This is a genomic window from Chlorogloeopsis sp. ULAP01, assembly GCF_030381805.1.
Taxonomy (GTDB): domain Bacteria; phylum Cyanobacteriota; class Cyanobacteriia; order Cyanobacteriales; family Nostocaceae; genus Chlorogloeopsis.
Genome location: NZ_JAUDRH010000014.1, coordinates 67145 through 89826, shown reverse-complemented (window position 1 = coordinate 89826; position 22682 = coordinate 67145). Strand labels below are relative to the sequence as shown.

Annotated in this window: 20 protein-coding genes and 1 pseudogene; 11 read left to right on the top strand and 10 right to left on the bottom strand. The window is 41.1% G+C overall.

Annotated elements, in window-relative coordinates:
• Positions 1 to 31: 31 nt before the first annotated feature.
• Positions 32 to 967 carry a LysR family transcriptional regulator gene (locus tag QUB80_RS25080; protein ID WP_289792201.1) on the bottom strand — a complete coding sequence of 312 codons (936 nt, stop codon included), beginning with the start codon at positions 965 to 967 and terminating at the stop codon, positions 32 to 34.
• Positions 968 to 1401: 434 nt separating this feature from the next.
• On the opposite strand from QUB80_RS25080, the gene QUB80_RS25075 reads away from it, so the two are divergent.
• From QUB80_RS25075 to QUB80_RS25065, 3 genes are all read left to right on the top strand, one after another.
• Positions 1402 to 2145, top strand: a complete 744-nt coding sequence (locus QUB80_RS25075) for a cadmium resistance transporter (protein ID WP_289792200.1) — start codon at positions 1402 to 1404, stop codon at positions 2143 to 2145.
• Positions 2146 to 2261: 116 nt separating this feature from the next.
• Positions 2262 to 2888, top strand: coding sequence for a hypothetical protein (locus QUB80_RS25070; RefSeq protein WP_289792199.1), 627 nt, complete (start codon positions 2262 to 2264; stop codon positions 2886 to 2888).
• A 398-nt stretch (positions 2889 to 3286) separates the two neighbouring features.
• Positions 3287 to 3712, top strand: coding sequence for a YidH family protein (locus tag QUB80_RS25065; RefSeq protein WP_289792198.1), 426 nt, complete (start codon positions 3287 to 3289; stop codon positions 3710 to 3712).
• Between the two features lie 512 nt (positions 3713 to 4224).
• On the opposite strand, the gene cysK is transcribed toward QUB80_RS25065, so the two are convergent.
• From cysK to QUB80_RS25035, 6 genes are all read right to left on the bottom strand, one after another.
• Positions 4225 to 5187: a cysteine synthase A gene (gene cysK, locus QUB80_RS25060; RefSeq protein WP_289792197.1), complete on the bottom strand. Its 963-nt coding sequence runs from the start codon at positions 5185 to 5187 to the stop codon at positions 4225 to 4227.
• A gap of 18 nt (positions 5188 to 5205) precedes the next feature.
• Positions 5206 to 5673 carry an RrF2 family transcriptional regulator gene (locus tag QUB80_RS25055; protein ID WP_289792196.1) on the bottom strand — a complete coding sequence of 156 codons (468 nt, stop codon included), beginning with the start codon at positions 5671 to 5673 and terminating at the stop codon, positions 5206 to 5208.
• A gap of 665 nt (positions 5674 to 6338) precedes the next feature.
• Positions 6339 to 7358, bottom strand: coding sequence for a sulfate/molybdate ABC transporter ATP-binding protein (locus tag QUB80_RS25050; RefSeq protein WP_289792195.1), 1020 nt, complete (start codon positions 7356 to 7358; stop codon positions 6339 to 6341).
• 656 nt (positions 7359 to 8014) lie between these two features.
• Positions 8015 to 8866 carry a sulfate ABC transporter permease subunit CysW gene (cysW, locus tag QUB80_RS25045; protein ID WP_289792194.1) on the bottom strand — a complete coding sequence of 284 codons (852 nt, stop codon included), beginning with the start codon at positions 8864 to 8866 and terminating at the stop codon, positions 8015 to 8017.
• Entirely contained in the window at positions 8853 to 9755 is a 903-nt protein-coding gene (cysT, locus tag QUB80_RS25040) for a sulfate ABC transporter permease subunit CysT (protein WP_289792193.1), read from the bottom strand. The genes cysW and cysT overlap by 14 nt, the downstream gene beginning before the upstream one ends.
• Before the next feature lie 190 nt (positions 9756 to 9945).
• Complete coding sequence (locus tag QUB80_RS25035) at positions 9946 to 11052, bottom strand: sulfate ABC transporter substrate-binding protein (RefSeq protein ID WP_289792192.1); 1107 nt, start codon at positions 11050 to 11052, stop codon at positions 9946 to 9948.
• Between the two features lie 264 nt (positions 11053 to 11316).
• On the opposite strand from QUB80_RS25035, the gene QUB80_RS25030 reads away from it, so the two are divergent.
• The 7 genes from QUB80_RS25030 to QUB80_RS25000 all read left to right on the top strand — a co-directional run bounded on the left by QUB80_RS25030 (position 11317) and on the right by QUB80_RS25000 (position 17351).
• Positions 11317 to 12156, top strand: a complete 840-nt coding sequence (locus QUB80_RS25030) for an ATP-binding cassette domain-containing protein (RefSeq protein ID WP_502875328.1) — start codon at positions 11317 to 11319, stop codon at positions 12154 to 12156.
• Positions 12113 to 12967 (top strand): ABC transporter permease, encoded by an 855-nt coding sequence (locus QUB80_RS25025; RefSeq protein ID WP_289792190.1) that lies wholly within the window; start codon positions 12113 to 12115, stop codon positions 12965 to 12967. The genes QUB80_RS25030 and QUB80_RS25025 overlap by 44 nt, the downstream gene beginning before the upstream one ends.
• Before the next feature lie 19 nt (positions 12968 to 12986).
• Complete coding sequence (locus tag QUB80_RS25020) at positions 12987 to 13448, top strand: MarR family winged helix-turn-helix transcriptional regulator (RefSeq protein ID WP_289792189.1); 462 nt, start codon at positions 12987 to 12989, stop codon at positions 13446 to 13448.
• Positions 13449 to 13816: 368 nt separating this feature from the next.
• Positions 13817 to 14758: an SPFH domain-containing protein gene (locus QUB80_RS25015; RefSeq protein WP_289792188.1), complete on the top strand. Its 942-nt coding sequence runs from the start codon at positions 13817 to 13819 to the stop codon at positions 14756 to 14758.
• Positions 14759 to 14947: 189 nt separating this feature from the next.
• Positions 14948 to 15646, top strand: coding sequence for an ABC transporter ATP-binding protein (locus tag QUB80_RS25010; protein WP_289792187.1), 699 nt, complete (start codon positions 14948 to 14950; stop codon positions 15644 to 15646).
• A 6-nt stretch (positions 15647 to 15652) separates the two neighbouring features.
• Positions 15653 to 16450: an ABC transporter permease gene (locus tag QUB80_RS25005; RefSeq protein WP_289792186.1), complete on the top strand. Its 798-nt coding sequence runs from the start codon at positions 15653 to 15655 to the stop codon at positions 16448 to 16450.
• A gap of 52 nt (positions 16451 to 16502) precedes the next feature.
• A complete protein-coding gene (locus QUB80_RS25000) occupies positions 16503 to 17351 on the top strand; it encodes an Rpn family recombination-promoting nuclease/putative transposase (protein WP_289792185.1) in 849 nt (282 codons plus the stop codon).
• Positions 17352 to 17487: 136 nt separating this feature from the next.
• On the opposite strand, the gene QUB80_RS24995 is transcribed toward QUB80_RS25000, so the two are convergent.
• Positions 17488 to 18261, bottom strand: coding sequence for an iron-siderophore ABC transporter substrate-binding protein (locus tag QUB80_RS24995; protein ID WP_289792184.1), 774 nt, complete (start codon positions 18259 to 18261; stop codon positions 17488 to 17490).
• A 10-nt stretch (positions 18262 to 18271) separates the two neighbouring features.
• Between QUB80_RS24995 and QUB80_RS24990 the strand changes: the two are divergent.
• Positions 18272 to 18955, top strand: a pseudogene (locus QUB80_RS24990) (TonB-dependent siderophore receptor); the annotation flags it as partial.
• A gap of 282 nt (positions 18956 to 19237) precedes the next feature.
• Here the strand turns inward: QUB80_RS24990 and QUB80_RS24985 are convergent.
• Both QUB80_RS24985 and QUB80_RS24980 read right to left on the bottom strand, forming a co-directional pair.
• Complete coding sequence (locus QUB80_RS24985) at positions 19238 to 21205, bottom strand: TonB-dependent siderophore receptor (protein WP_289792183.1); 1968 nt, start codon at positions 21203 to 21205, stop codon at positions 19238 to 19240.
• A gap of 122 nt (positions 21206 to 21327) precedes the next feature.
• On the bottom strand, positions 21328 to 22362 hold the full coding sequence (locus QUB80_RS24980) for an AraC family transcriptional regulator (protein WP_289792182.1): 1035 nt from the start codon (positions 22360 to 22362) through the stop codon (positions 21328 to 21330).
• Positions 22363 to 22682: the final 320 nt, after the last annotated feature.

The following is a 22682-nucleotide window of genomic DNA, read 5'->3' as shown; positions in this document are numbered from 1 at the left end:
GCCTTTTAATTTTCATAATTTCATCTACTAATTAAGCTACTTGCACATTATCTTGCATAAGGAGATTTTCAAAAGCTATCATGACTCGTGTATGAAAACGTTGACGGTGTTTCAGTTTCCAAACGGGCTGAACAATTTCTAATTTTTTACTAGATTGTTTTTGGGGATCAATAATTTTTACAGCGTGCAATGTCCCTAGTAGCAATTCTTTTTTCACCATAAATTCTGGAATTGCTGCCGCACCAACACCACTTTCTACAACTGCCTTCACCATTTCGCTAGTATTTAAGTTAATTACAACACTCAGATTGCTGGGTTCAATTCCCCAATTTTGTAAGGCATGATCAAATATTTGTTGTGCGCCGGAGCCAGACTCACGCATCACCCAACCTGTATTGAGTAATTCATCTAGATAAACCTCGCTACGTTGATACCAAGGGTGAGATTTGCCAACAACAATTTGCAGGCGATCGCTTCCTACTTCTTCCTTTTCTAAACATTGCTGCAATGATGCTTTAATCTCCCCTGTCACTAAACCCAAATCATACATACCAACAGCAGTGCCTTCACAAATTTCCTCGGCATTTCCCAGCTTACAGTTGATAAAAATACCAGGATATAATTGCTTGAACTGGCTGATTTTTTCAGGTAGCCAATAGTTACCAACCGTAAGACTTGCACCTAACTTCAACTCTCCCCGTTGCAGATTATTTAATTCCTTTAAGCAACGTTCTGTTAACTCTACATGATCAAGAATTTTCTGTGCCTCACCCTGCAATAATTTCCCAGCATCTGTGATTTCAATATGCCTACCAATGCGATGAAATAACCTAACACCATATTCTGTCTCTAAGCTTTGGATCGCAGCACTGACTGCTGGCTGAGTGATGTAAAGTGCTTCAGCTGCACGGGTAAAGTGCAATACTTCTGCCACGGCTAAAAAAATTCGCAACTGCTCCAGCGTCATTTTGGCTCTGTACAGGCTTGAGGATAGTGATTGTGAAAACCTTGAAAGTATTATACGGTAAATTAGGCGGAAATATGTAGATTATTTTATATATTCTTGATGACATGGTTGCAGTTATATCTGCATATCAATAAATTACGTCTATGAATTTGACAAAAAAGAATGTTTGCTTTTATTGATGGAGAGCCATAGAGTGAAACTATGACTTCGGTACAAGCTTCTTGGGTAAAGCAAAGCACCAGTTCTATTCATGAATTTATTTGCTGATGACTACAGAATTTAACTGCCAACAATCAATGATCGCTTCTGTGTTACTACACAATTACTAAGCAACTCTATATTCACAACTCACAACCTCCATGTCAAGAAGCACCCAACTAGATATTGATACAGACGGTTGAGAATCACTACCCTTGAGGAGACAAGATACAAACATGAGTGGATTACTGACTGCTATCCCCACAGGACTCACTGCTTTCATTGCTACCAATCTTGATGATATTGTTGTCCTGTCACTATTTTTTTCCCAAGTCAATGCTTGCTTTCGCCGTCGCCACATCGTTATCGGTCAATATTTGGGTTTTAGTCTTCTAGTCATCGCAAGTTTACCCAGTTTTTTTGGCAGATTTATCTTGCCAGAATCCTGGATTGGGTTACTTGGTATTGCTCCTATCATCATTGGGATCAGTCGTTTATTACATCCAGAGACAAACGAGCAAGAAGGTTTAAACAACCCCGAATCTTCTCAAGCCTGGTGGTACAACTTCCTTTCACCCCAAACTTACGGTGTTGCAGCAGTTACCATTGCTAATGGTGGAGATAACATCAGTATCTATATGCCAATGTTTGCCACTCATACATGGGATAGCTTACTAGTGATTTTGGCAGTTTTCTTTGTGATGGTAAGTGTGTGGTGTTATACAGCTTATTGCTTAACTCAGGTAAGTGCGATCGCTTCTGCAATTTCTCGCTACGGTAATCCTTTAGTTCCCTTTATCTTAATGGGATTAGGTGTTTCCATTTTGATAGAAAGTCACACTTTAGAAACTCCTGCCTTAGTTTTAATCTCTGTTGTATCTATTGCTTCCTATCTCTTAATTGTAGGCAAGAATGCGTGGCAAGATGTTTATGGATTTTCTTTGGGATCACCTGAAACCGAAGTATTGAAGCAAAAATAAATTTTTCTAGTACGCAAATTGCATCAATAGACAGATGAGAAGTTGTACATCATATACTCTAAATTAGGTAGGTAGTATCTGTAAAAAAATTGTTATCGTTTTTTAGGAGAAAAATTATGAAACTATTCAAGAATACTCTGGTCAAAATTACTCTTGTTTGCTTATTACTACTAGCAAACTTGATGTTCACTCAACCATCTTGGGCAGGTAAGAAAATCAGTGACGATCCAGATTATGTAGAAGTCACCAAATTATTAGAATCTGCTTTGCAAGATAAACAAACTCAAGGTTCTACATCAGAGCTTGACCAAGCGATCGCTAATTTAAAATTCCAAAAATATATTTTGGAAAATAGCAAAGAGCCTGTTGGTATTTGTCGCAACGAAACAGATAAAACCCTGTTAGTTTATGGTAAAAAACCCAAAAAATCTAGCTCAACCTACAGTAATCAATTATATCTGCTACCTAGTGGTGCAGAAACTGATGACGATTGGGACTGTCAAGGCGTTTATCTCCCTGAAAAAGCTGCCGCAGAAGGACAGGAAGCCGCACCAGCTCAAGCTTTTAAGATTGTTCATGGAACTCGCTTAGTTGCCACAACCAATCCCGAAACTGGAGAAACTGAATTCAATCTTCCTCCTCTAAAACTTATCCAGTCTGGCGACAAAGATAATTGGTTTATTCCTGAAAATCTACAAGCCGCACTTGATGCTGGATTGACTACTGCAACAATTGACGATTAAGTAACATAAGATTCCCAATTTATTGTAGATACCTAGAGGGTAGAATTCGGGAATCTAACTATCCAAAAAGTTGAGAGAATTTTAATTAAAAAATCTCCAATTTGTAGGGTGCGTTAGGACGATAGTCCTAACGCACTATTAATCTTCTAACAATGGTGGGTGATGCTGTCACTAACCTACCCTACATTTATTAAGCGGTAGTTTATTAATTCATTCTAAGAAGGTGTTAAAGTTAATAACAAGTTAGTAATCTATCAATTTTTGTATTTTAATAAATAAAATTTATTGATTTTTATTTAAGATAAACTCTGATTATGCGATTTTTTGATCTAGAAATTTTATAAAATAACATTAATTAAATATAAGTATTTTGAAGGTTGCTTGAAGACGTAAATCTAATGAAGACAGACGTAGAAAAATTAGAAGTCAAAACTTTAGAAAAAAAGAAATACAGGTCAGATCGCGTTCGGGATCACTTGGCGAATGAACGTACTTACCTAGCATGGATGCGGAGTGGGATTGCACTCATGGGTTTTGGTGTTTTGATTGTGCGGTTGAGGATCATCCGCCCTCCATTGGCACCACAACCTCCTGGTAATGGTTGGAAATTGGGTTTAGCATTTGCCTTGGTAGGTATATTAACAGTGTTACTTTCAACTCAACACTATTTTGCTGTTCGCCAAGATATTGACGAGGATACCTATCAACCTCCAGATCGTTGGATACTACTGGCGAGTTTAGCTGTAGTTCTTCTAGGCGTGGGAGTACTCTACTATGTATTCACGGTTCCGCTAGATTATTTGCAAACTTTTATATTGGAGTAATATCATATTCGTGACAATGCCCATAATAAAATAACCTCACCCGCCTACGGCACCCTCTCCTTAGTAAGGAGAGGATTGTGGAGTGAGGTAACGCAGGAATTAAGGGTAATTTAGCGGACATCATATAATGGAGTGTAGGTTTTTAGGTGAGCTGTCTTGAAAAGGCAGAGGACAGTGGTTCGGCTCCCTTCGACTGCGCGGTAATCGAGCGCAGTCGAGATTCAGGGCAAGTCGCTCACCAACTGGACAGGAGGCAGAAGTAGTAAAAAAATAACAGCTATCCTAATGCCCGATGCCCATTTCCCGGTGACATCACCAAAAGACGACGGGGAAGCCCGTTCCTTTAAGGGGCGCTCAGAATCGTCGTCCGTCGTCTTGGGGCAAGGGGCATTCATGCATTGGCCAATGCCCAATTCCCAATTCCCGATGCCCGCGAAATCCCCCAGACTTCAGTCGGGGGATGAGCTTAATATGCAGAGCATGGTAATGAGAGAATGACTGATGACTAACGACTAATTAAATACAGATAATTCAAACTCCACTAAATCCTTGAATAGAGAAGTACTCAAGTAACGTTCGCCAAAGCTAGGTTGAACTATGACAATTAACTTACCGCTATTTTCTTTTCGCTTGGCTACCCCAATCGCAGCAGCTAACGCAGCACCTGTAGAAATACCCGATAATAAACCTTCTTCTCTTACTAATCTGCGGCTATAGGCGATCGCATCTTCATCAGAGACTGCAATCACCTCATCTATTAATTCTAGACGGCAAATTGTTGGAATAAATCCCGCACCAATTCCTTGAATTTTATGCGCTCCCGATCTCCCTCCAGAAAGCACTTGGCTATTAGTTGGTTCTACAGCAATAGTTTGAAAACTTGGCTTGCGTTGTTTAATCACCTCGGCTACACCAGTCACGGTTCCGCCAGTACCGACTCCCGCCACCAAAATATCTACCTTGCCATCGGTATCTTCCCAAATTTCTTCTGCTGTTGTCTGGCGATGTACCTTGGGGTTAGCTGGGTTATTGAACTGTTGTAGCATATAGGCATTGGGCAATTCTGCTACGATTTGTTCAGCTTTGGCGATCGCTCCCCGCATCCCTTCTATACCAGGAGTTAATTCCAATTGAGCGCCATAAGCTCTCAACATTGCCCGTCTTTCTGTACTCATCGTATCTGGCATAGTCAGAATCAAATGATAGCCCTTTGCAGCAGCCACCATAGCTAAGGCGATACCCGTATTTCCAGATGTCGGTTCTACTAATACCGTCTTTCCAGGATGAATTAAACCCGCCTCCTCTGCGCTTTCCACCATACTCACGCCAATTCTGTCTTTCACAGAGGCAGATGGGTTCATGCTTTCTAACTTCATCACAATCTCTGCTACAGCTCCCTCTTGTTGAGGAATTCTGTTTAGCTGCACCAGTGGAGTACGTCCGACTAACTCTGTAATATTCTTGGCAATTTTCATAAAAGTATTCTTATGTAATTAAATGTAATACATCTGGCTTTTCTGCAACCGTGCTTCTCGCTGCTCAAATAGATCTTGGATAGTATATTGGCTCAAAACAGCTTGTGCTGCTAAGTCTGCTTGTTGCCAAATGTTATGCACCAAAAATTTTTCCAAATTTTCTTCACCAAGGAATTCTTTTTCTTTCTGTTCTCCATCCAACATAATCACAACCTCTAACAAGGTTAATTGCCGAGGTTCACGCAATAAAATAAAGCCACCTTTAGAGCCACGTTGACTCTGCACCACACCAGAGCGCCGCAGACTTGTAAGAATTTGCTCTAGATACCGCTCTGGGATCGGATGCTTGGCAGAAATATCACTCATAGTGACAGGAGTTTTTTGACCAGAATTGCTAGCTAGCTCTAAAAGTGCTATGAGCGCATATTCCACTTTGGCAGACAAATCCAAGAGGGCATACTTTTGTTTTCTTAAGCTCTCATTCATTATACTACGGCTAACTGATAGGCTTATTGTACATTAAGTAATAAAATTTCTAAAAACAATGTTTGCTGGAATACAATTTATTAAATCATCATTAAAGTACTATAAGCTTATCAAATTACCGATGTTTATAATAATTTGAAAGAACAATCCGACACATAGAAAATACTGCTCCCCAATGCTCTTCTTGACGAGGGGAAATCCCGTTATCGCAAGTTCTCTGATGATCATGCTTTGCATAGTGATGAAAACTGGAGGCTCCGTCTTCATCTTCATGAGGCGGAGCCTATGATCATGTCCGTGAAAATGCTCATAATACAATAACCTCACCTACCTCACCCCAACCCTCTCCTTACTAAGGAGAGGGTTGGGGTGAGGTAACGCAGGAATTAAGGGTAATTTAGCGGACATCATATCAATCATCATTCCCAGGCTCCAGCATAGGAAAGAGAAAAAGAGAGATTTGGGATAATGAAATCATTATCAAAATTTTGATCTAAGTCTGAGGCTGGATGATCCAAATTACAAGGATATGCTCCTACCTGACTTACCTAAGATTTATGAACGTGATTCCGCAGCCCAGAAATTTTGAGATGAGGCAGGAATTTGAATACATAAAAACCGGATTTTTAGAGAAACCCGGTTTCCATACCCAAAGTTTCTTACTCCTACCTTATGGCGTAAGCAGCTGGAAATACCTTTGTTTGTTTAGGTTGGATATAGACACGTTGTCCCTTTTCTAACTGAAGCTGATAAGATTCTTCTCGACTGAGATAAGCATTGAGTGTTTCACCAGAGCGCAAGATTAATTCCACACGAATCTCCCAACCAAGATGAATAATGCGGTCAACGATCGCAGATGTACTGTTGTCATCGGCATTCGTCTTAATCAAGATATCGTGTGGTCGCAAAAACACTTTGTCACTAGCAGAAACTGTATGCTTGTTGGTTAAGAGACCGACATTACCAGGTAGAACATTCACAGGGCCAATAAAACTCATCACAAATGGTGTGGCTGGGTTGTCATAAATTTCCGCCGGACTACCAACTTGTTCTACCCTTCCTTGATTCATAACCACAATGTCATCAGCAACTTCCATTGCTTCCTCTTGATCGTGGGTAACAAATACAGTCGTGACATGAACTTCTGAATGCAGATTGCGTAACCAAACACGCAAATCTTTACGAACTTTGGCATCTAATGCACCGAAAGGCTCATCTAGTAATAAGATTCGGGGCTGTACAGCCAGTGAGCGTGCTAATGCGATCCGTTGCCGTTGCCCACCAGAAAGCTGAGAAGGATAGCGATCACCAAATCCCTGCATCTGTACCAATTCCAAAAGTTCATCAACACGTTGGCGAATCCGGTTTTTAGGATGCTTGCGCAAACTCATAGCAAAGGCAATATTCTCACGCACTGTCAAGTGTTTAAACAGAGCATAATGCTGGAAGACGAAACCAATGTTACGTTCTTGCACGCTGTGAAAAGTCGCATTTTCACCCACTAACCAAATTTCACCAGCATCAGGTGCTTCTAAACCGGCAATTATTCTTAGTAATGTAGATTTTCCTGAACCTGAAGGGCCAAGTAAAGCCACCAAAGAACCTGTTTTAACTTCCAAATTTACGTTGTCTACAGCATGGAAGTTTCCGAAATGTTTGGAAATATTTTGAAGCACAATTCCCATAATTTTGCCTTCCTTTAAATTGGCCTATCTCAACTCAAATACAACTTTCCTATCAACCTTTAGTATTTTAAAAATAACAATACCAAATTTATAGCCTTGTGGTGATATTTTTTGTCTTTAAAAGTACTTAAAATTTATTTAATTTCTGGAATCAGATTGTGCTAACATCATTCTTGCTAGATAGTTAATTCATTACACTTCACTTAAACCTACAGGCTATCAGAACTAATCCTGCCTTCGCAGGATTAGATTGTGTAGCGGCACCTTTTAAGGTGTCGGCTACTTCCAAATCTGTTTGAAAAAATTAACAATGCCAGCAATTACTGTCTGTATTTTGTTTACCGACAATCTTGATATTTAATGATTCCAAGTAATTTAAACAATTACCAATTTGAGACAATGAACCTCGTAGTTCTAAGTCAAAATATCTTGAATTATTTAGTATGTTTGTCTAATTTTGCCCCAAGAATATTAATTGTTAAACCATGACAAGAAATTAACTGTGAAATCATCGATTCTTGCAAGTAATATTGAGGAATATACAAACTTACACGCAGCCGCGTGCTGTTGCTTTCAAAAACGAATGAACTAATAAAAGAACATTCGATGAATGCAGGTGAAATTTACATACAAACACTCCACACATCACAGCAGAATCAGTGTGTACGTCGATTAGAATGGGTTCTGCGCTCCAAAATTTCCTTCAAGATCACTGTTACCACTGCTAACAGTGCCAATAAAACTGCTGCTGAGAAGGCAGCTTGAGTTTCGTACTGTTTATAAGCATCTTCAATAAACAGAGGTAAACTCTGGGTTCTACCACGGATATTGCCCGATACTACGGCAACAGCACCGAATTCACCCATTGCCCTGGCGTTTGTCAAAATTAAACCATAGAGAACTCCCCAACGGATATGAGGCAAAGTAACCCGCCAAAAAATCTGCCAACCATTTGCCCCTAGTGTTTTTGCTGCTTCTTCTTGTTCTTTGCCCATTTCTTCCAATACTGGAATTACTTCTCTAGCGACAAAAGGCATACTGACAAATGCTGTTGCTAGCACTATTCCAGGAAAAGCAAAGACAACTCTAATCCCTTGCTCCTGTAAAAATTCACCAAACCATCCTTGTCGTCCATAAAGTAGGATGATCATTAACCCAGCCACAACAGGTGAAATCGAAAACGGCAAGTCAATTAGACTTAATAGGAAGGCGCGTCCGGGGAATTGATTACGAGCGATCGCCCAAGCCGCACACAGCCCAAAAATGGTGTTCAAAGGCAAGGTAATGACAGACAGTATAAAGGTGAGCCAGGCAGCATGAAGAAATGCTGGGGTAGTCATATTGGCAAAAAACGGGCCAATTCCATTCCGAAAGGCAAAATAAAACAGATTCAGCGTTGGGATATACAGAATGAACAATAAATAGATGATGGAAATCCCAATCAGAATGGTGGCAGCCCAATTTCGTTGCTTTTTGGCTGAAGGATCGGTTTTCTCACTTAACGTCATAACGTCTACCCCAAGCTTGTAAAAGATTAATGCACAGCAGCATAATCAATGAAATCAACAACAACACTACGCCAATCACAGTTGCGCCAGAGTAGTCATACTGTTCTAGACGCTGGAAAATCAACACAGGTGCAATCAAATCTCGAAAAGGCGTGTTAGAAGCAATAATGACTACCGAACCATACTCACCAACAGCACGGGAAAAACCCAAGGCGACGCCAGTCAAAATTGTCGGAAACAAGGGGGGAAATATAACTTTCCAGAAAGTCTGCCATTTGGAAGCGCCCAAACTCCAAGCAGCTTCTTCCACTTCCCTTTCCATTTCCTGGAGAACTGGTTGTACTGTGCGGACAACAAATGGTAAGGAGATAAATGTCATAGCGACTGCTACCCCTAAACGGGTAAAAGATACCTTAATACCAAAAGGAGCCAGCCAAGAACCAATCCAACCATTGTTACTGTAGACTGTCGCTAAGGTTAAACCCGTAACTGCTGTCGGGAGGGCAAAGGGTAAATCGAGGGAGGCATCAATGAAATTTTTAATCGGCAGAGTGAATCTACCAATGGACAAGTTAAAGTCGTAGCGTACTAGAACCCAAGCAAGGATGCTACCAAAGACTCCATTCAACAAAGCACTAAAGGTAGCAGTCACAAAAGTGACATCATAAGTCGCCAAAGCGATCGGGCTAGTAGCAATTCTCCAAATGTTCTCAGGACTTTCAGTAGCGGCTTTTGTAAACATCGCTAGCATTGGTACTAGCAACATAATACCTAGATATACGTAAGTCACTACCCACGTCCAGGGAATCTGAGCTATTGTCTCTAGCAGTGACTGACGCTTAGATCTGTAATTGGGAGGAAATTGTTGTGAATGCGAGGATACAGCCATAGCTATTCTCAGAAATGGGCATCGGGAATTGGGGATTGGGAAGAAGAGGATAAGGTGACACGGGGAGGTGGGGACACGGGGACACGGAGTTGAGGGTGTTGAGAGAGGTGAGGAAGTAATAAGAGTAAATTCTTCCCCATCTCCCTCATCTCCCTCATCTCCCACTCTCCCTGATCCTTAGCCCCTTAAATCACCTTCTCTTTGCCTGAATTTGGTCAAAAATTGCCCCATCATCAAAAAATTTCTTCTGAACAGCTTCCCAGCCACCGTAGTCTGCTACTGAAGCTAATCTTTCTACTTTAGGATATTTGTCAGCCAGTTCCTTTGTTTGCAGTTTTGTCTCATCTGCTGGACGGAAGCCTATTTTGGCAAATTCTGCTTGGGCTTCGGGAGTAAACAAATATTCCACAAAAGCTTGTGCTACCTCGCGGGTTCCGTGTTTATCAACGTTTCGATCAACCACAGCTATGGGGTTATCAATCGAAATATTTACTGGTGGGATAGTGTAGTTAACTTTTTGACCTTGTTGGGATGCCAAGAGAATTTCATTTTCATAGTTAATCAAAGCATCACCTTGACCTTGTTTAAAGAATGCATCCGTTGCTTCACGGGCATCTTTAGTTAGCAAAGGTACATTTCGGGTGTAGACTTTGGTAATAAAATCTAAGGCTTTTTCTTCTCCACCCCCAGATTGAATTGCTGCATTCCATAAAGTTAGGAAGTTCCAACGCGCAATTCCAGAAGTTTTCGGATCGGCAGTAATTACCTGCACACCATCTCTACCTAAATCTTCCCAGGTTTTGAGATTTTTAGGATTACCGTCACGAGTGATTAAAGCTGCTACAGATTTTGAGACAATCCCATTGTTGGGAACTTCTTTGTCCCATCCTGGTTGAATTAATCCAGCTTGCTCAATTCGTTTCACATCCAAAGCCAAAGCCAGATGTACGATATCTGCTTCTAAGCCATCAATTACAGCACGGGTTTGGGAACCAGAACCACCGTAACTTGGTCTAAAAGAGACGTTTTGGTTATGTTCTTGCTTCCATTTTTCCACAAACTTGGGAATGATCGCATCATGAGCTGCTTTTGTCACAGCAAAGGAGACTAAAGTCAGTTCAACATCTCGCTTGTTGGCTGCTACTGGACTGGCTCCACTACCATTAGTAGTTGTCGCATTCTGTCCGTTACCGCCACAGGACGCGATCGCTACACTTAGAATAACTCCTACCAAAAACAGCGAGACAAAGCTTCTCAAAGAGGTGCGTTTCCATCGATTCCAGATATCCGGCCACATACTGACTCTAGGCTCCTTAATTTCATCTACAGTTAATCAGTAGAGTATTAGTATTTATGGTTTAGTAATAGATACTACAGATATTTAAATCAAATAGCAAGACCAATCACCATAATCCCAGTCAAGAATGTGCAAATTTTATGACTTTAATAAAAATTTATAGAAATGCAAGCTGACTACAAAGTGAGGAGCATAAACTTGACTTTGAGATAAAATATGAGAACCTAATAATTAGGTTTGCTAAATATTTTTAAAAGGAAGTACATTCTGCTCGTGACAATAGCAACACCAGTCACCGTTCCAAAATCGCTCATATTAAAAACCCAAGAACTGACGCGCCGCTTTGGTAAATTTACAGCCGTTGATGCTTTGAATATCTGCGTAGGCGGGGGAGAAGTATTTGGCTTACTTGGCCCGAATGGAGCAGGTAAAAGTACAGTAATTAAGATGCTGACTACCTTACTACCACCAAGCAGTGGACAAGCAACCATAGCTGATTATGATGTCACTCATCAATCTACTGATGTCAGAAAAGTTATCGGTTACGTACCTCAAGCTCTTTCTGCTGATGGTAGTCTGACAGGCTATGAAAATCTTTTAATCTTTGCCAAGTTATACGATATTCCGGCTAGGCAACGTCAACGACGTATCCATGATGTACTGGAGTTCATGGGTTTGCATGAAGCAGCTCATCGCTTGGTAAGAAACTACTCTGGTGGCATGATTCGCAAATTAGAAATAGCCCAATCCGTCTTGCATCGACCGCAGATTTTATTTTTAGATGAGCCAACTGTTGGACTAGATCCAATTGCACGTACTCAGGTATGGCATCTGGTACAACAACTCTGTGCTAATTACGGTACAACTATATTTTTAACTACCCATTTTTTAGAAGAAGCCGATCATCTTTGTAGCCGAGTCGCAATTATGAATCGGGGTAGAGAAGTTGTCACTGGCGCACCCGCAGACTTAAAAACTGCCATAGGTAAACCTAACGCAACCTTAGATGATGTCTTTATCTATTACACAGGGGATGAATTAGAATCGGGAGTTGGTTATCATGACACCGCAAAAACCAGACGTAATGCTCAACGGTTGGGTTAAACCTCAACGCTCAAAATTAGGTAATTTTATTTATGCGATCGCAAAACTAGTAAACAAAACTCTTGTGATTGCTGAACTAGAAGTGCGTAAACTCCGTCACGATCCAAGTGACTTATTGATCCGGGGTGTACAACCGGCATTATGGTTATTGATTTTTGGACAAGTTTTCACTCGTACTCGTGCCATTCCTACAGGTAGCTTATCCTATTTAGATTTTATGGCTCCTGGCATTTTGGCTCAGAGTGTGCTGTTTGTGGCAATTTTCACTGGTGGGATGACATTGATTTGGGAGCGAGATTTAGGAATTGTGCATAAATTCCTTGCTAGTCCTATTCCCCGCGCAGCGATGGTGTTGGGTAAAGCCCTTGGTTGTGGGGTAAGATGCTTACCACAGATAGCAATTATTTACGGATTGGCGTTGCTTTTGGGTGTCAAACTTAATTTTCATCCCTTAGCTTTACTCCAAGTTCTAGTGATTGTGCTGTTAGGAGCGGGTTGTTTTTGCATTTTTTCATTAATCATTGGTTGCCTAGTCAAAACCAGAGAAAGGTTTACAGGAATTGGACAATTATTAACAATGCCGTTGTTTTTTGCTAGTAATGCCATTTATCCTATCTCCCTGATGCCAACATGGTTGCAGTTTCTCTCCCAAGTCAATCCCTTAACTTATCAAGTTGATGCTTTACGCGGTACAATGCTAGAAAATGGTTCCAGCCTTTATGGATTTAGTCTAGACTGTATCATTCTCTTGCTAACATTAATAGGCTTGACTATTATCTGTGGACGGCTTTATCCACGGGTGGCGATGTAATCAGGAGAATAATAACCCAATGAAGCTCGGTAAACCATCTCAAGAATGTGCAGCCAGAGTGATGGATACTATCCCATTATTGATGCGGTTTATTCGAGCAGATATGCGTACTCACAGTGCTGATTCTCTATCTATACCTCAGCTGCGATCGCTAGCATTTCTCAAACGCAATCCTGGTGCTTCTTTATCTGAGGTGGCAGAACATCTTGGTGTTACCTGTGCTACGGCATCCACAACAATCGAACGATTAGTACAGCGCAATTTAGTACAACGCACAGATCATCCCCAGGAACGGCGGCGAGTTGTTCTGAATTTAACTCAACAAGGAAAACAGCTTTTAGAGGAATCTCAAGACAAAACTCGTGCTCATATTGCCAATATTCTAGAGAATTTGACACCGGAACAAGTATCACAAATTGAAGAAGGTTTAACTCTACTCAAAAATGTCTTCGAGCAAACAGATGTTCCAAAAGCTCTTTGAAGCTGGAGCTATAAGATATGACTCTTTGCTGGTATAAATTTAGGTGCTAAAAGCTCTCCAATCCTACATCCTGTGTGATCCAATATTGATAACCAAACTAGATCAAAAAACGCGGTGCGTCTTTAGCAGTAGCAATTTCTCTACCCCAGGAGTAGAGACACGATATATCGCGTCTGGGCAAAGATTTTGGGATTACGCAAAATAATTTTCATAAACTAATCAGCAACACCAAAATATCTAGTGTGTAAAAAAATACACAGATAAATATCTAAGATTTAAGCGATCGCTTGACTCTTCCTCATATCAGACCGCTACTTTTTAATATTACGATGATATCATTTTGATATGAGTTAGCCACTATAAAAACTATGGAACAAAAAATAAAGGAATTTCCGGCGTTCAAAATCAACGGCTTCATAATGTTGGCTGTGATAATAGCGATCGCGCTGGCGGGAGGATGGTATCTTTTGTCTAGTGTGCAGGGGTTAGAAGCTTTACTGGCAAGGGGTTTGAAAGTTACTGATTTTATCGGTGGTGATGATACCGTTGCAGAGGTTATTGCTTGGTTGGCTGCTACACTCCTGGTGATTGTCATCCCGTCTTTGTCGGGCTTCTTTACTGTTGAGCCTAATCAAGCGGTGGTGTTAGTGCTGTTTGGGAAATACATGGGAACCGTTCGTGAATCTGGCTTTTGGTGGACAAATCCCTTTGCTAGCAAGCACAAGATTTCGCTGCGGGTTCGCAACTTCAACAGCAAAATCATCAAAGTTAACGATGCCGAAGGAAGTCCGATTGAAATAGCGGCGGTTGTCGTCTGGCAGGTTTTCGATTCAGCTAAGTCAAAGTTTGCAGTAGATGATTATGAAGAATTTGTCGCCATCCAAAGTGAAACTGCCATTCGCTCTTTAGCGATTCGATATCCCTACGACAGTCCAAATGACACAGAAATTCCTTCACTGCGAGGAATTCCCGATGAAATCGCTCACGCTTTGCAAAACGAACTCCAAGCCCGTTTGGAAGTAACGGGCGTAGAAGTGATAGAAGCGCGGCTCTCGCATCTTGCCTATGCACCAGAAATCGCTCAGATGATGCTGCGACGACAGCAAGCAAAAGCCTTAATTGATGCGCGGCGACAGATTGTTGAGGGTGCAGTGGGGATGGTGAATGAAGCCTTGAATCGTCTCAGCCAAGAACAAATGGTTAACTTGGATGACGAGCGCAAAGCTTCTATGATTAATAACTTGTTGGTTGTTCTTACCTCTGAGCAAACTGCCCAACCCGTTATCAATGCTGGTACGCTTTATAACTAGGACATGGGACAAAAAAAACGATTCTTGTTGCGTCTAGATGAGAAACTTTACGAGATACTGGAGAAATGGTCGGCAGATGAATTAAGAAGCGTGAATGCACAGATCGAGTATCTGTTGGCTGAAGCTGCGAAGAAAGCAGGGCGTTGCAAGTCAGACAAGAGTAACTCGGAGGAGGAGTGAGAGCTAAACATGATGAAAAATCAACTTACCAAAAGCCAGACTACCGAGTTAGAACTGTCTCCCAACAACCCAATTCTTTCTGTACAAGACTTAGGTAGAAGAGTTGAGGAAAAGTGGATCTGGAGTCATCTAAGTTTTCAATTGTTTCCAGGGGAGCGAGTAGCGGTGGTGGGTGCTTCTGGATCGGGTAAAAGCTTGCTTCTGCGGGCATTAGCTGGCTTAGATCCAGTGCAAGCCGGGCAAATTATTTTTCAGCAAAAGCCTATGAATTCCTGGTTTATGCCTAGCTATCGTTCCCAAATTGTCTACTTGCACCAGCGCCCAGCCCTTTGGGAAGGAACTGTAGAAGAAAATCTCCAGCGAGTTTATAAATTAGCAGTTCACCACAATCAGATTTACAACCGCCAGTTAATTCTAGATTACCTGCATATTTTGCATAAGCCAGCTGATTTTTTACAGCGTCCGATTAGAGCTATTTCTGGTGGTGAAGCACAGATAGTTGGCTTCTTGCGAGCTTTGCAAATTTCACCTTCTGTACTACTACTAGATGAACCCACTGCTTCACTTGATACTGAAACTGCCCAAAGTTTAGAGGCTTTAGTTGCTGTTTGGCAAAATGAAAACCCACGCAGAGCCTATCTTTGGACAAGTCACGATCGCAAGCAGTTAGAACGCATTACCAACCGCCAAATTACTTTAAAGGAATAAAGATTAATGGCAAGCAGTTATATCCAAATTGGTTATGGACAAGTAGCTTTGGCGACTTTGTTTATTTTGATCAATATGGGGCTTTCCTTTGGTTTGCGGTTAGGATTAGAGCAAAGCTTGGGTCTAGCCGCTTTCAGGATGGTAGGACAGTTGTTGTTGGTGGGGTATATATTGCAATGGGTATTTACCCTGAGCAACCCTGTATTAGTGATACTTTTGGCTTTGAGTATGACGGCGATCGCTGGTGTATCTAGCGTTAACCGCACGCGTAGACGGTTTGCCAGTATTTATTGGAATAATTTTATTTCACTTTTGAGTAGCTCTTTTTTAGTGACAGGGATCGTAGTGAGTGGGATTTTGCGTGTTCAGCCTTGGTACGAGCCTCAGTATCTGATTCCCCTTTTGGGTATGGTCTTAGGTAATGCTCTTACGGGTACATCTTTGAGTTTAGATCGGTTTATGGAGGACTTGACTAGTCGTCGGGACGAAATAGAAACGTTACTGGCTTTGGGTGCTTCTCGTTGGGAAGCTGCACATCAACCGATTCGCGAGGCTCTGAGAATTGGAATGATTCCTACCATTAATTCGATGATGGTAATGGGATTAGTTAGCCTACCGGGAATGATGACTGGTCAAATTTTGGCTGGGGCAAATCCTACTGATGCTATACGCTACCAGATTGTAATTATTTTTGCCCAAGCAGCAGGAGTTGCGATCGCCACAATGGGCGTTGTTATTTTAGCTTTTTTGGTTCTATTTAATCGAGATCATCAACTCGCAGACTTGTTACGCAAGCTTGATTAAAATGCAATATGTCATAGGACTGCGCAGATTTAAGAAATAAATAGAAGACTTCATGCGTCGAGACTCAATATTTTATAAACTGTTTCAACAGTCTCCCTCTTTGCTTTTTGAACTATTGACAAATCCCCCGGCAAATGCAAATGCTTATCGATTTGATTCAGTAGCTGTTAAAGAACCCAAATTTGAAATTGACGGTGTATTTCTCCCACCAGAAGACGAAGGTGCTGGGGTTGTCTATTTCTGCGAGGTGCAATTCCAAAAGGATGAACAGCTTTATGAAAGGGTATTTGCTGAATCTCTACTCTACTTTTATCGTAATCGTTCTAGATATAGCGACTGGCAAGCAGTGATAATTTACCCTTCACGCAGTATAGAACAAAGGGATATTAATCCCCATCGCTCATTACTGAACGGCGGACAAGTACATCGAGTATTCTTGGATGAATTAGGGAATATTCGCTCCTTACCTTTATGGGTAGCACTAATGGTGCTAACGACGGTGGCAAAAGAACAAGCACCAGCAGAAGCTAGATATTTATTAACCAGAACTCACCAAGAAGTCTCATCAGAGGCGAGTCACGCCATAATAGAGATGATTACGACGATTATGGTATACAAGTTTGAACAACTGAGCAGAAGGGAGGTTGAGTCAATGCTAGGAATCACGCTCAAGGAAACGAGAGTTTACCGAGAAATCAAGGAAGAAGGACGTGAAGAAGGACGTGAAGAAGCAACTGTTAATCTTGTGATTCGACAGCTAACTAAGCGATTCGGAGAACTTTCTGAAGAAATGCGCTCCTCAATTTCTAGTCTACCTTTGCCTGTACTCGAAGATTTGAGCGTAGCACTGTTAGATTTTACCAGTTTGGCTGATTTGCAGGCTTGGATTGCAGCAAGATAAATGAAATTAGGGTGAGTCGCAAGCGCAAGCCTGGAAAAGTTGGGATAATAATGATTGTTTAATTTGTCTAGCTTGCAGAGTTAACTTTCTGGTAATTTATCAGGAGATTGAGCGCAGGATTTGTAAACTACTAGGCTTAAGGGGTGTTGACTAAGTACTTAAATAAATCATCAATCACAGCATCAGCAGCAAGCAAAGTTCCTCCTAACCATGTAGAGGCATCTACATAGTAGACATGATTTTGTTGTACTGCTCGAAGTTTTTGCCAAAGTGGTTTTTTTTGAATTTTCTTTAATAACTGATTTTTCTTAATGTTACCAGTCATGACAAATAAAATATCACCATCTACTTTCTCTAATTCTTCTTCAGAAAGGTTTTCAATTCTTCCATCCACATTCACATCTTGTGCTTTTGGACGTTGCAGTCCCACATCATCTAAAATGGAGCCATCAAATGAGTTTTTTACATATATAGTTATGCCATATGCACCTATGTAGGCAATAGAGATTTCCTTGTTTTGATAGCGGTTTCCTAAAGCAGTTTTCAATTCTTGAATTCGCTGATAATAGTGATTCCAAGCTTCTTGTGCAGCTTCTTTCTTGCCTAACACCTGAGCAGTAAAATCCATATGTTCTCGCCAAGATAGTTGAAGACCTTTCCAGTTACCTAAAACAGTAGGCGCAATTTTTGACAGTAGAGGATAAATTACTTTAACCCCTTCCCAACCCACAATTAAATCGGGTTTAAGTAACAATATTTTCTCTAAATTTGGTTGAAGTTGATCTCCTACTAGCTCTATTCCATCCGTCCTATCGTTTAAATATGCAGGTAACCCACCTAGAGAAACATCTGACCAAAGAAAGGTCGTACTTCCAATCGGTTTCACGTCAAAGCCAAGTACATTGCCCAAGGTGAATTGAGTCTATCAACCAATCCAACCAATTTCGCTTTACGCCAGCTACAGTCGCTCATTTACTCCGGTGATTGGTACAACTTTTGATGGTCGCTTATTTGAACCAGAACGCGGTACACAATACGAAGTAGGCATCAAAGCAGATTTAAATAACAGGCTTTCCGCAACCCTCGCTTTCTTCGACTTGACTCGTTCTAATGTAACAACCGCGGATCTTGTAAATATTGGGCGGAACATTCAGACAGGTGAACAGCGTAGCCAGGGTATTGAGTTTAACCTATCCGGTGAAATCTTGCCAGGATGGAATATTATTGCGGGGTATGCCTTAACGGATGCTGAAATCAGTAAAGACAATACTTTTCCAGAAGGAAATCGTATTAATCTAATACCGAAACATTCCGCTAACCTATGGACAACTTACGAAATTCAATCTGGCAGCTTGAAAGGGATGGGCTTTGGTGTGGGACTGTTCTATGTAGGAGACAGACAAGGCGATTTAGCTAACACATTTGAATTGCCGAGCTATCTTCGTACTGATGCTGCCATCTTCTACAGACGAGAAAGCTTCCGCGCCACGCTTAATTTCAAAAACCTATTCAACGTGGATTATTGGGATTCTGCTTTGAATAGAGTAAATGTATACCCAGGTGAACCATTTATAGTGCAAGGAACCGTTTCTTTTCAGTTTTGATTCTGATTTAGTTAGAGTTTAAATGCTGGACAAATCACATCACAGCAAAGGAGTTTAATCTAGTCCCTTCCCAAGATATAGAGAAGGGAGCTATAAAGTTTCGCAAATGAAAAACAGAATTAGCAGTCTAATCATATTATTTTTATTTATCAGCCTCACTATTTTTCTGATTAGAGCCTGTGAGAGTCGATTTGCTTATACTCCGGTTAATATCAGCGGTGTATCCTCCACTGTTAGCTGCCGGATAGTTCAGCACGCAATGGGTAAAACCTGTGTTCCCAATCATCCTAAAAGGCTAGTTACCATATCGATACCAACTCTCGGACTGAAGGCTTCCTGTCTGACAGCCTCGATTCCTCCAGAAATAGTTCCTCCTTTCTGGTTTGCAATATCAAAGCGCCCTCCCAATAGAAGTTTGAGATTTTCTGCTAAGGTCAGTTGATCCTGAATATAAAAGCCAAATGATTCCGATTGAGACACGTAATCATAAATAAAATCTATTGGGCTAGCCTGATATGGTTGACTGTATACGGGGTTAAACACATCAATTGGCTGCGCAAGTCCTTCACCGCCGTAATCATAGTTGTTCCACCAAAAGTAATTAAACCCTGCCACCAGTCGATGCTTAATACTTCCTGTCTGAAACTTACCAACGATATAAGTGTCAAAATTAACCACATCATCATCAATAGGATTGTCAACATATCCTCTATTCATGGTGCGATTATCTGCGCCAAGTCCAATGGTATAAGGACGTTGTCTATCTGCTCTGGTTTGTGAGTAATTGAAAACATTGCGTAGCGCCCAGTCTTCGCTAAACTGATGCTTTAGGTCATAGCCTACTCTGAATACTTTTATATTATCTTCAGCGGATGGGTCAGAAAGATAGCGGTTGCGAGGGATTTGACCGTTGGGATTAGGAAGTAGAGTACCCACGACAGGAAGTCCTGTTTGACCATCACCTTTATACCGCTCTATATATTCGGCTGCCAGTGTGAATTTAGTGCGATCGCCAAGCCAAGTAAGGGCAGGAGCAACGATGTATTGTTGTTCATCATAAAAATCTATGAAACTTTCTGTTGTCAGAGCGGCAACATTCAGGCGATACAAAACTGTTTTGGTCTCATTGAGAGGGCCTGAAAAATCTATTGCACCACGATAAAAATTGTAGCTGCCAGCAGAGGCTTCTACTGAGTAATAAGGTTCTGTAAGGGTTTTTTTGGTAATAATATTGACAACACCACCTAACGAACCTTGTCCATAGAGAACAGAGGCAGGGCCTTTGAGAACCTCAATTTGCTCAACAGTAGCAGAATTAAAAGCAAATTTAAAATTGCCAGGATCTCTCAGCCCATCTCTAGTGATATTATCTTCCGCTCTAAAGCCTCGGATCACTGGTAATGCAGCAAATCCACGGGTTGATGAATTGTTTCCCTGAGAGACACCAGCTACGTTTCTTAGTGCTTCGCCTAAGTTCGTTACCTGCTGATCCTCTAGCACTTGTTGGGGAACTACCTGAACCGACTGAGGAATATCTCGCAAGGGGGTATCGGTTTTGGTTCCCACTGAGGCATCTGGCACGTAATATCCGTCTTGCTCTCCTGTCACCACCAACTCAATTGGCTCATCACCTTCTGCTGCTGGTTGTTCTGACCCCTCCCCTTCCCCTCCCCTTGGTAAGGGGAGGGGTGCCGTAGGCGGGGTGGGGTTTTGTGCAGATGATGCAGTGATAGCTACCCCAAAAATTAAACCTCGATCGCTATCAAATAACTCTACTTTTGGTTGACTTGCTGCACCTGTGACTGTCACCTGGATAGTATTTGCATCTATATTAGTTACACTTAATTCTGTAATTCCACTAGCTGGGTTTTCTTGCCGAAATTCATCACCCGACGGCAACACCAACTGTGCATTGGGAATATCTGCAATAAAGTTATTTCCCTCACTTCGAGTCACAGGTTGCAACTGATCTGAGCCTGTAGTCTCTAGAATTACTTCTAGTTCCTGCTGGGTTGAATTTAGCTTGACTCCTGTTACTTTCACTAACTCTACACTATTAGATTCCTGTGCTAACAATGTCGCCGCACTAGTAGAAAATTTTTCTTTTTGACTCAGTGTTAGTAGTTGTTCATCTCTTCTCACCCTGCTGGCAGAGTTGATGAGAGTTTCTGCTTGTGCTGGTTCAGCTAACATCACAGCAAAGAGCATCAACCAAAAGATTAACCCAAAAATAGGCGATCGCTTAATCATTCCCGCACTCCCCGTATACACCTGACTTATAGAAAAAGCTTCTCAATTAGGCTGTATAACAGAGTCTAGGGATTTTCTATAATCTGGTCTATCCGAAAAAGAGGGATAATTATCCAAAAAAGTTAGTTTGTCAGTATTTTCAGATCCCTAGCTTCTTGGAGAAGTCGGGGATTTGGTAGACACCGTACACCCTTGCGGCAATCACTAGGAGAAATTCCAAATCTGCGTTTAAAATTGACAGAAAATCGCCCTAAATGCGAATAGCCTACAGCATTTGCTACTTCTGCTATGCTCATGTCACATTCATATAAAAGTAGCCGCGCTTGCTCCATACGATAATTATGCAAATATTGAAAAGTGCTTACACCAAAAATTTTTTGAAATCCATCTTTTAATTGGTGTTGGCTAATTCCCACTTGTGCTGCTAATTCCAATAATGAAGGTGGGTTATCTAGATGACGCTCTAAAATATTTTTTGCATGATAAATTCTTTCAGCTAGGTGCCGTTTTAAGGTGTTTTTGGGATAAAAAATTGTCTCCCCTATCATATCTTGTTGTAGCCGTAAAGCCATTAATTCCATAACCTTACTTTCCAAATACATCCGTTTGACTAAACCTTGAAAAGGACATTGCATAATTTGCTGCAACACTAGCTGTATTTGAGCGGTAATTTTACCGACACCAACAAAATATTCTTGGTCTGGTTTGCGAAATAAATGTTGTAATTCTGGAGCTATGGCACCATCTTGAATACCAAGGAATGCCTTAAATGAATCTGGTTCTAGATGAATATCAACAGTTTTCAATGATTGCGAGTATTGGACTAATGTTTTTGGAGCCATCCCACAACCACATAAAGCAGTTTCACCAGTACGAACTGAGCTAGACTCAAGATTACAGTTAAGATTGCCTGAAATTACAAAAGAAAATTGCACACAATGTTCGCGATCTGGAAATTCTACCCTGAAAGGTTTGTAAGATTGATATTCTGCAATTGAGAGAAAAAATCCTGTGCGTAACTCTATATCCTGAAGATATCCCTCAGCATATTCGTTGAGATATTGAGAGCAGCTTTCATGATAGCCTTGAACATCAACAATTTGACTTGATGCTACTGGTTGCAGTAAGTTCGAGTAATCTTCAACTGAAACTTTCATGCTCATGGAATTTGAAGACCGATAATATTAGCTTTAAAGCTTAAACTTATTAAAAATATTTTGCAATAATCTGATTACAAAGTAAACACGGGTATATCTCCATACCCTCATACCTTATTTTTTTGACCAACGTTCTCTGGACAAGGATGATCGCTTTTGGAAATCACAACCAGAGTCGCAAGCAAACCTGTTACTCAACTAACAAAACTAAAACTCTTTCGTAACTTGACTCTAGCTAGCATCGAAAAAGCTATACCAGAGCATGATGGGGTGACTGTATAGTAAGCACAGCCACTAATTGATATAAATTATTTGTTGCA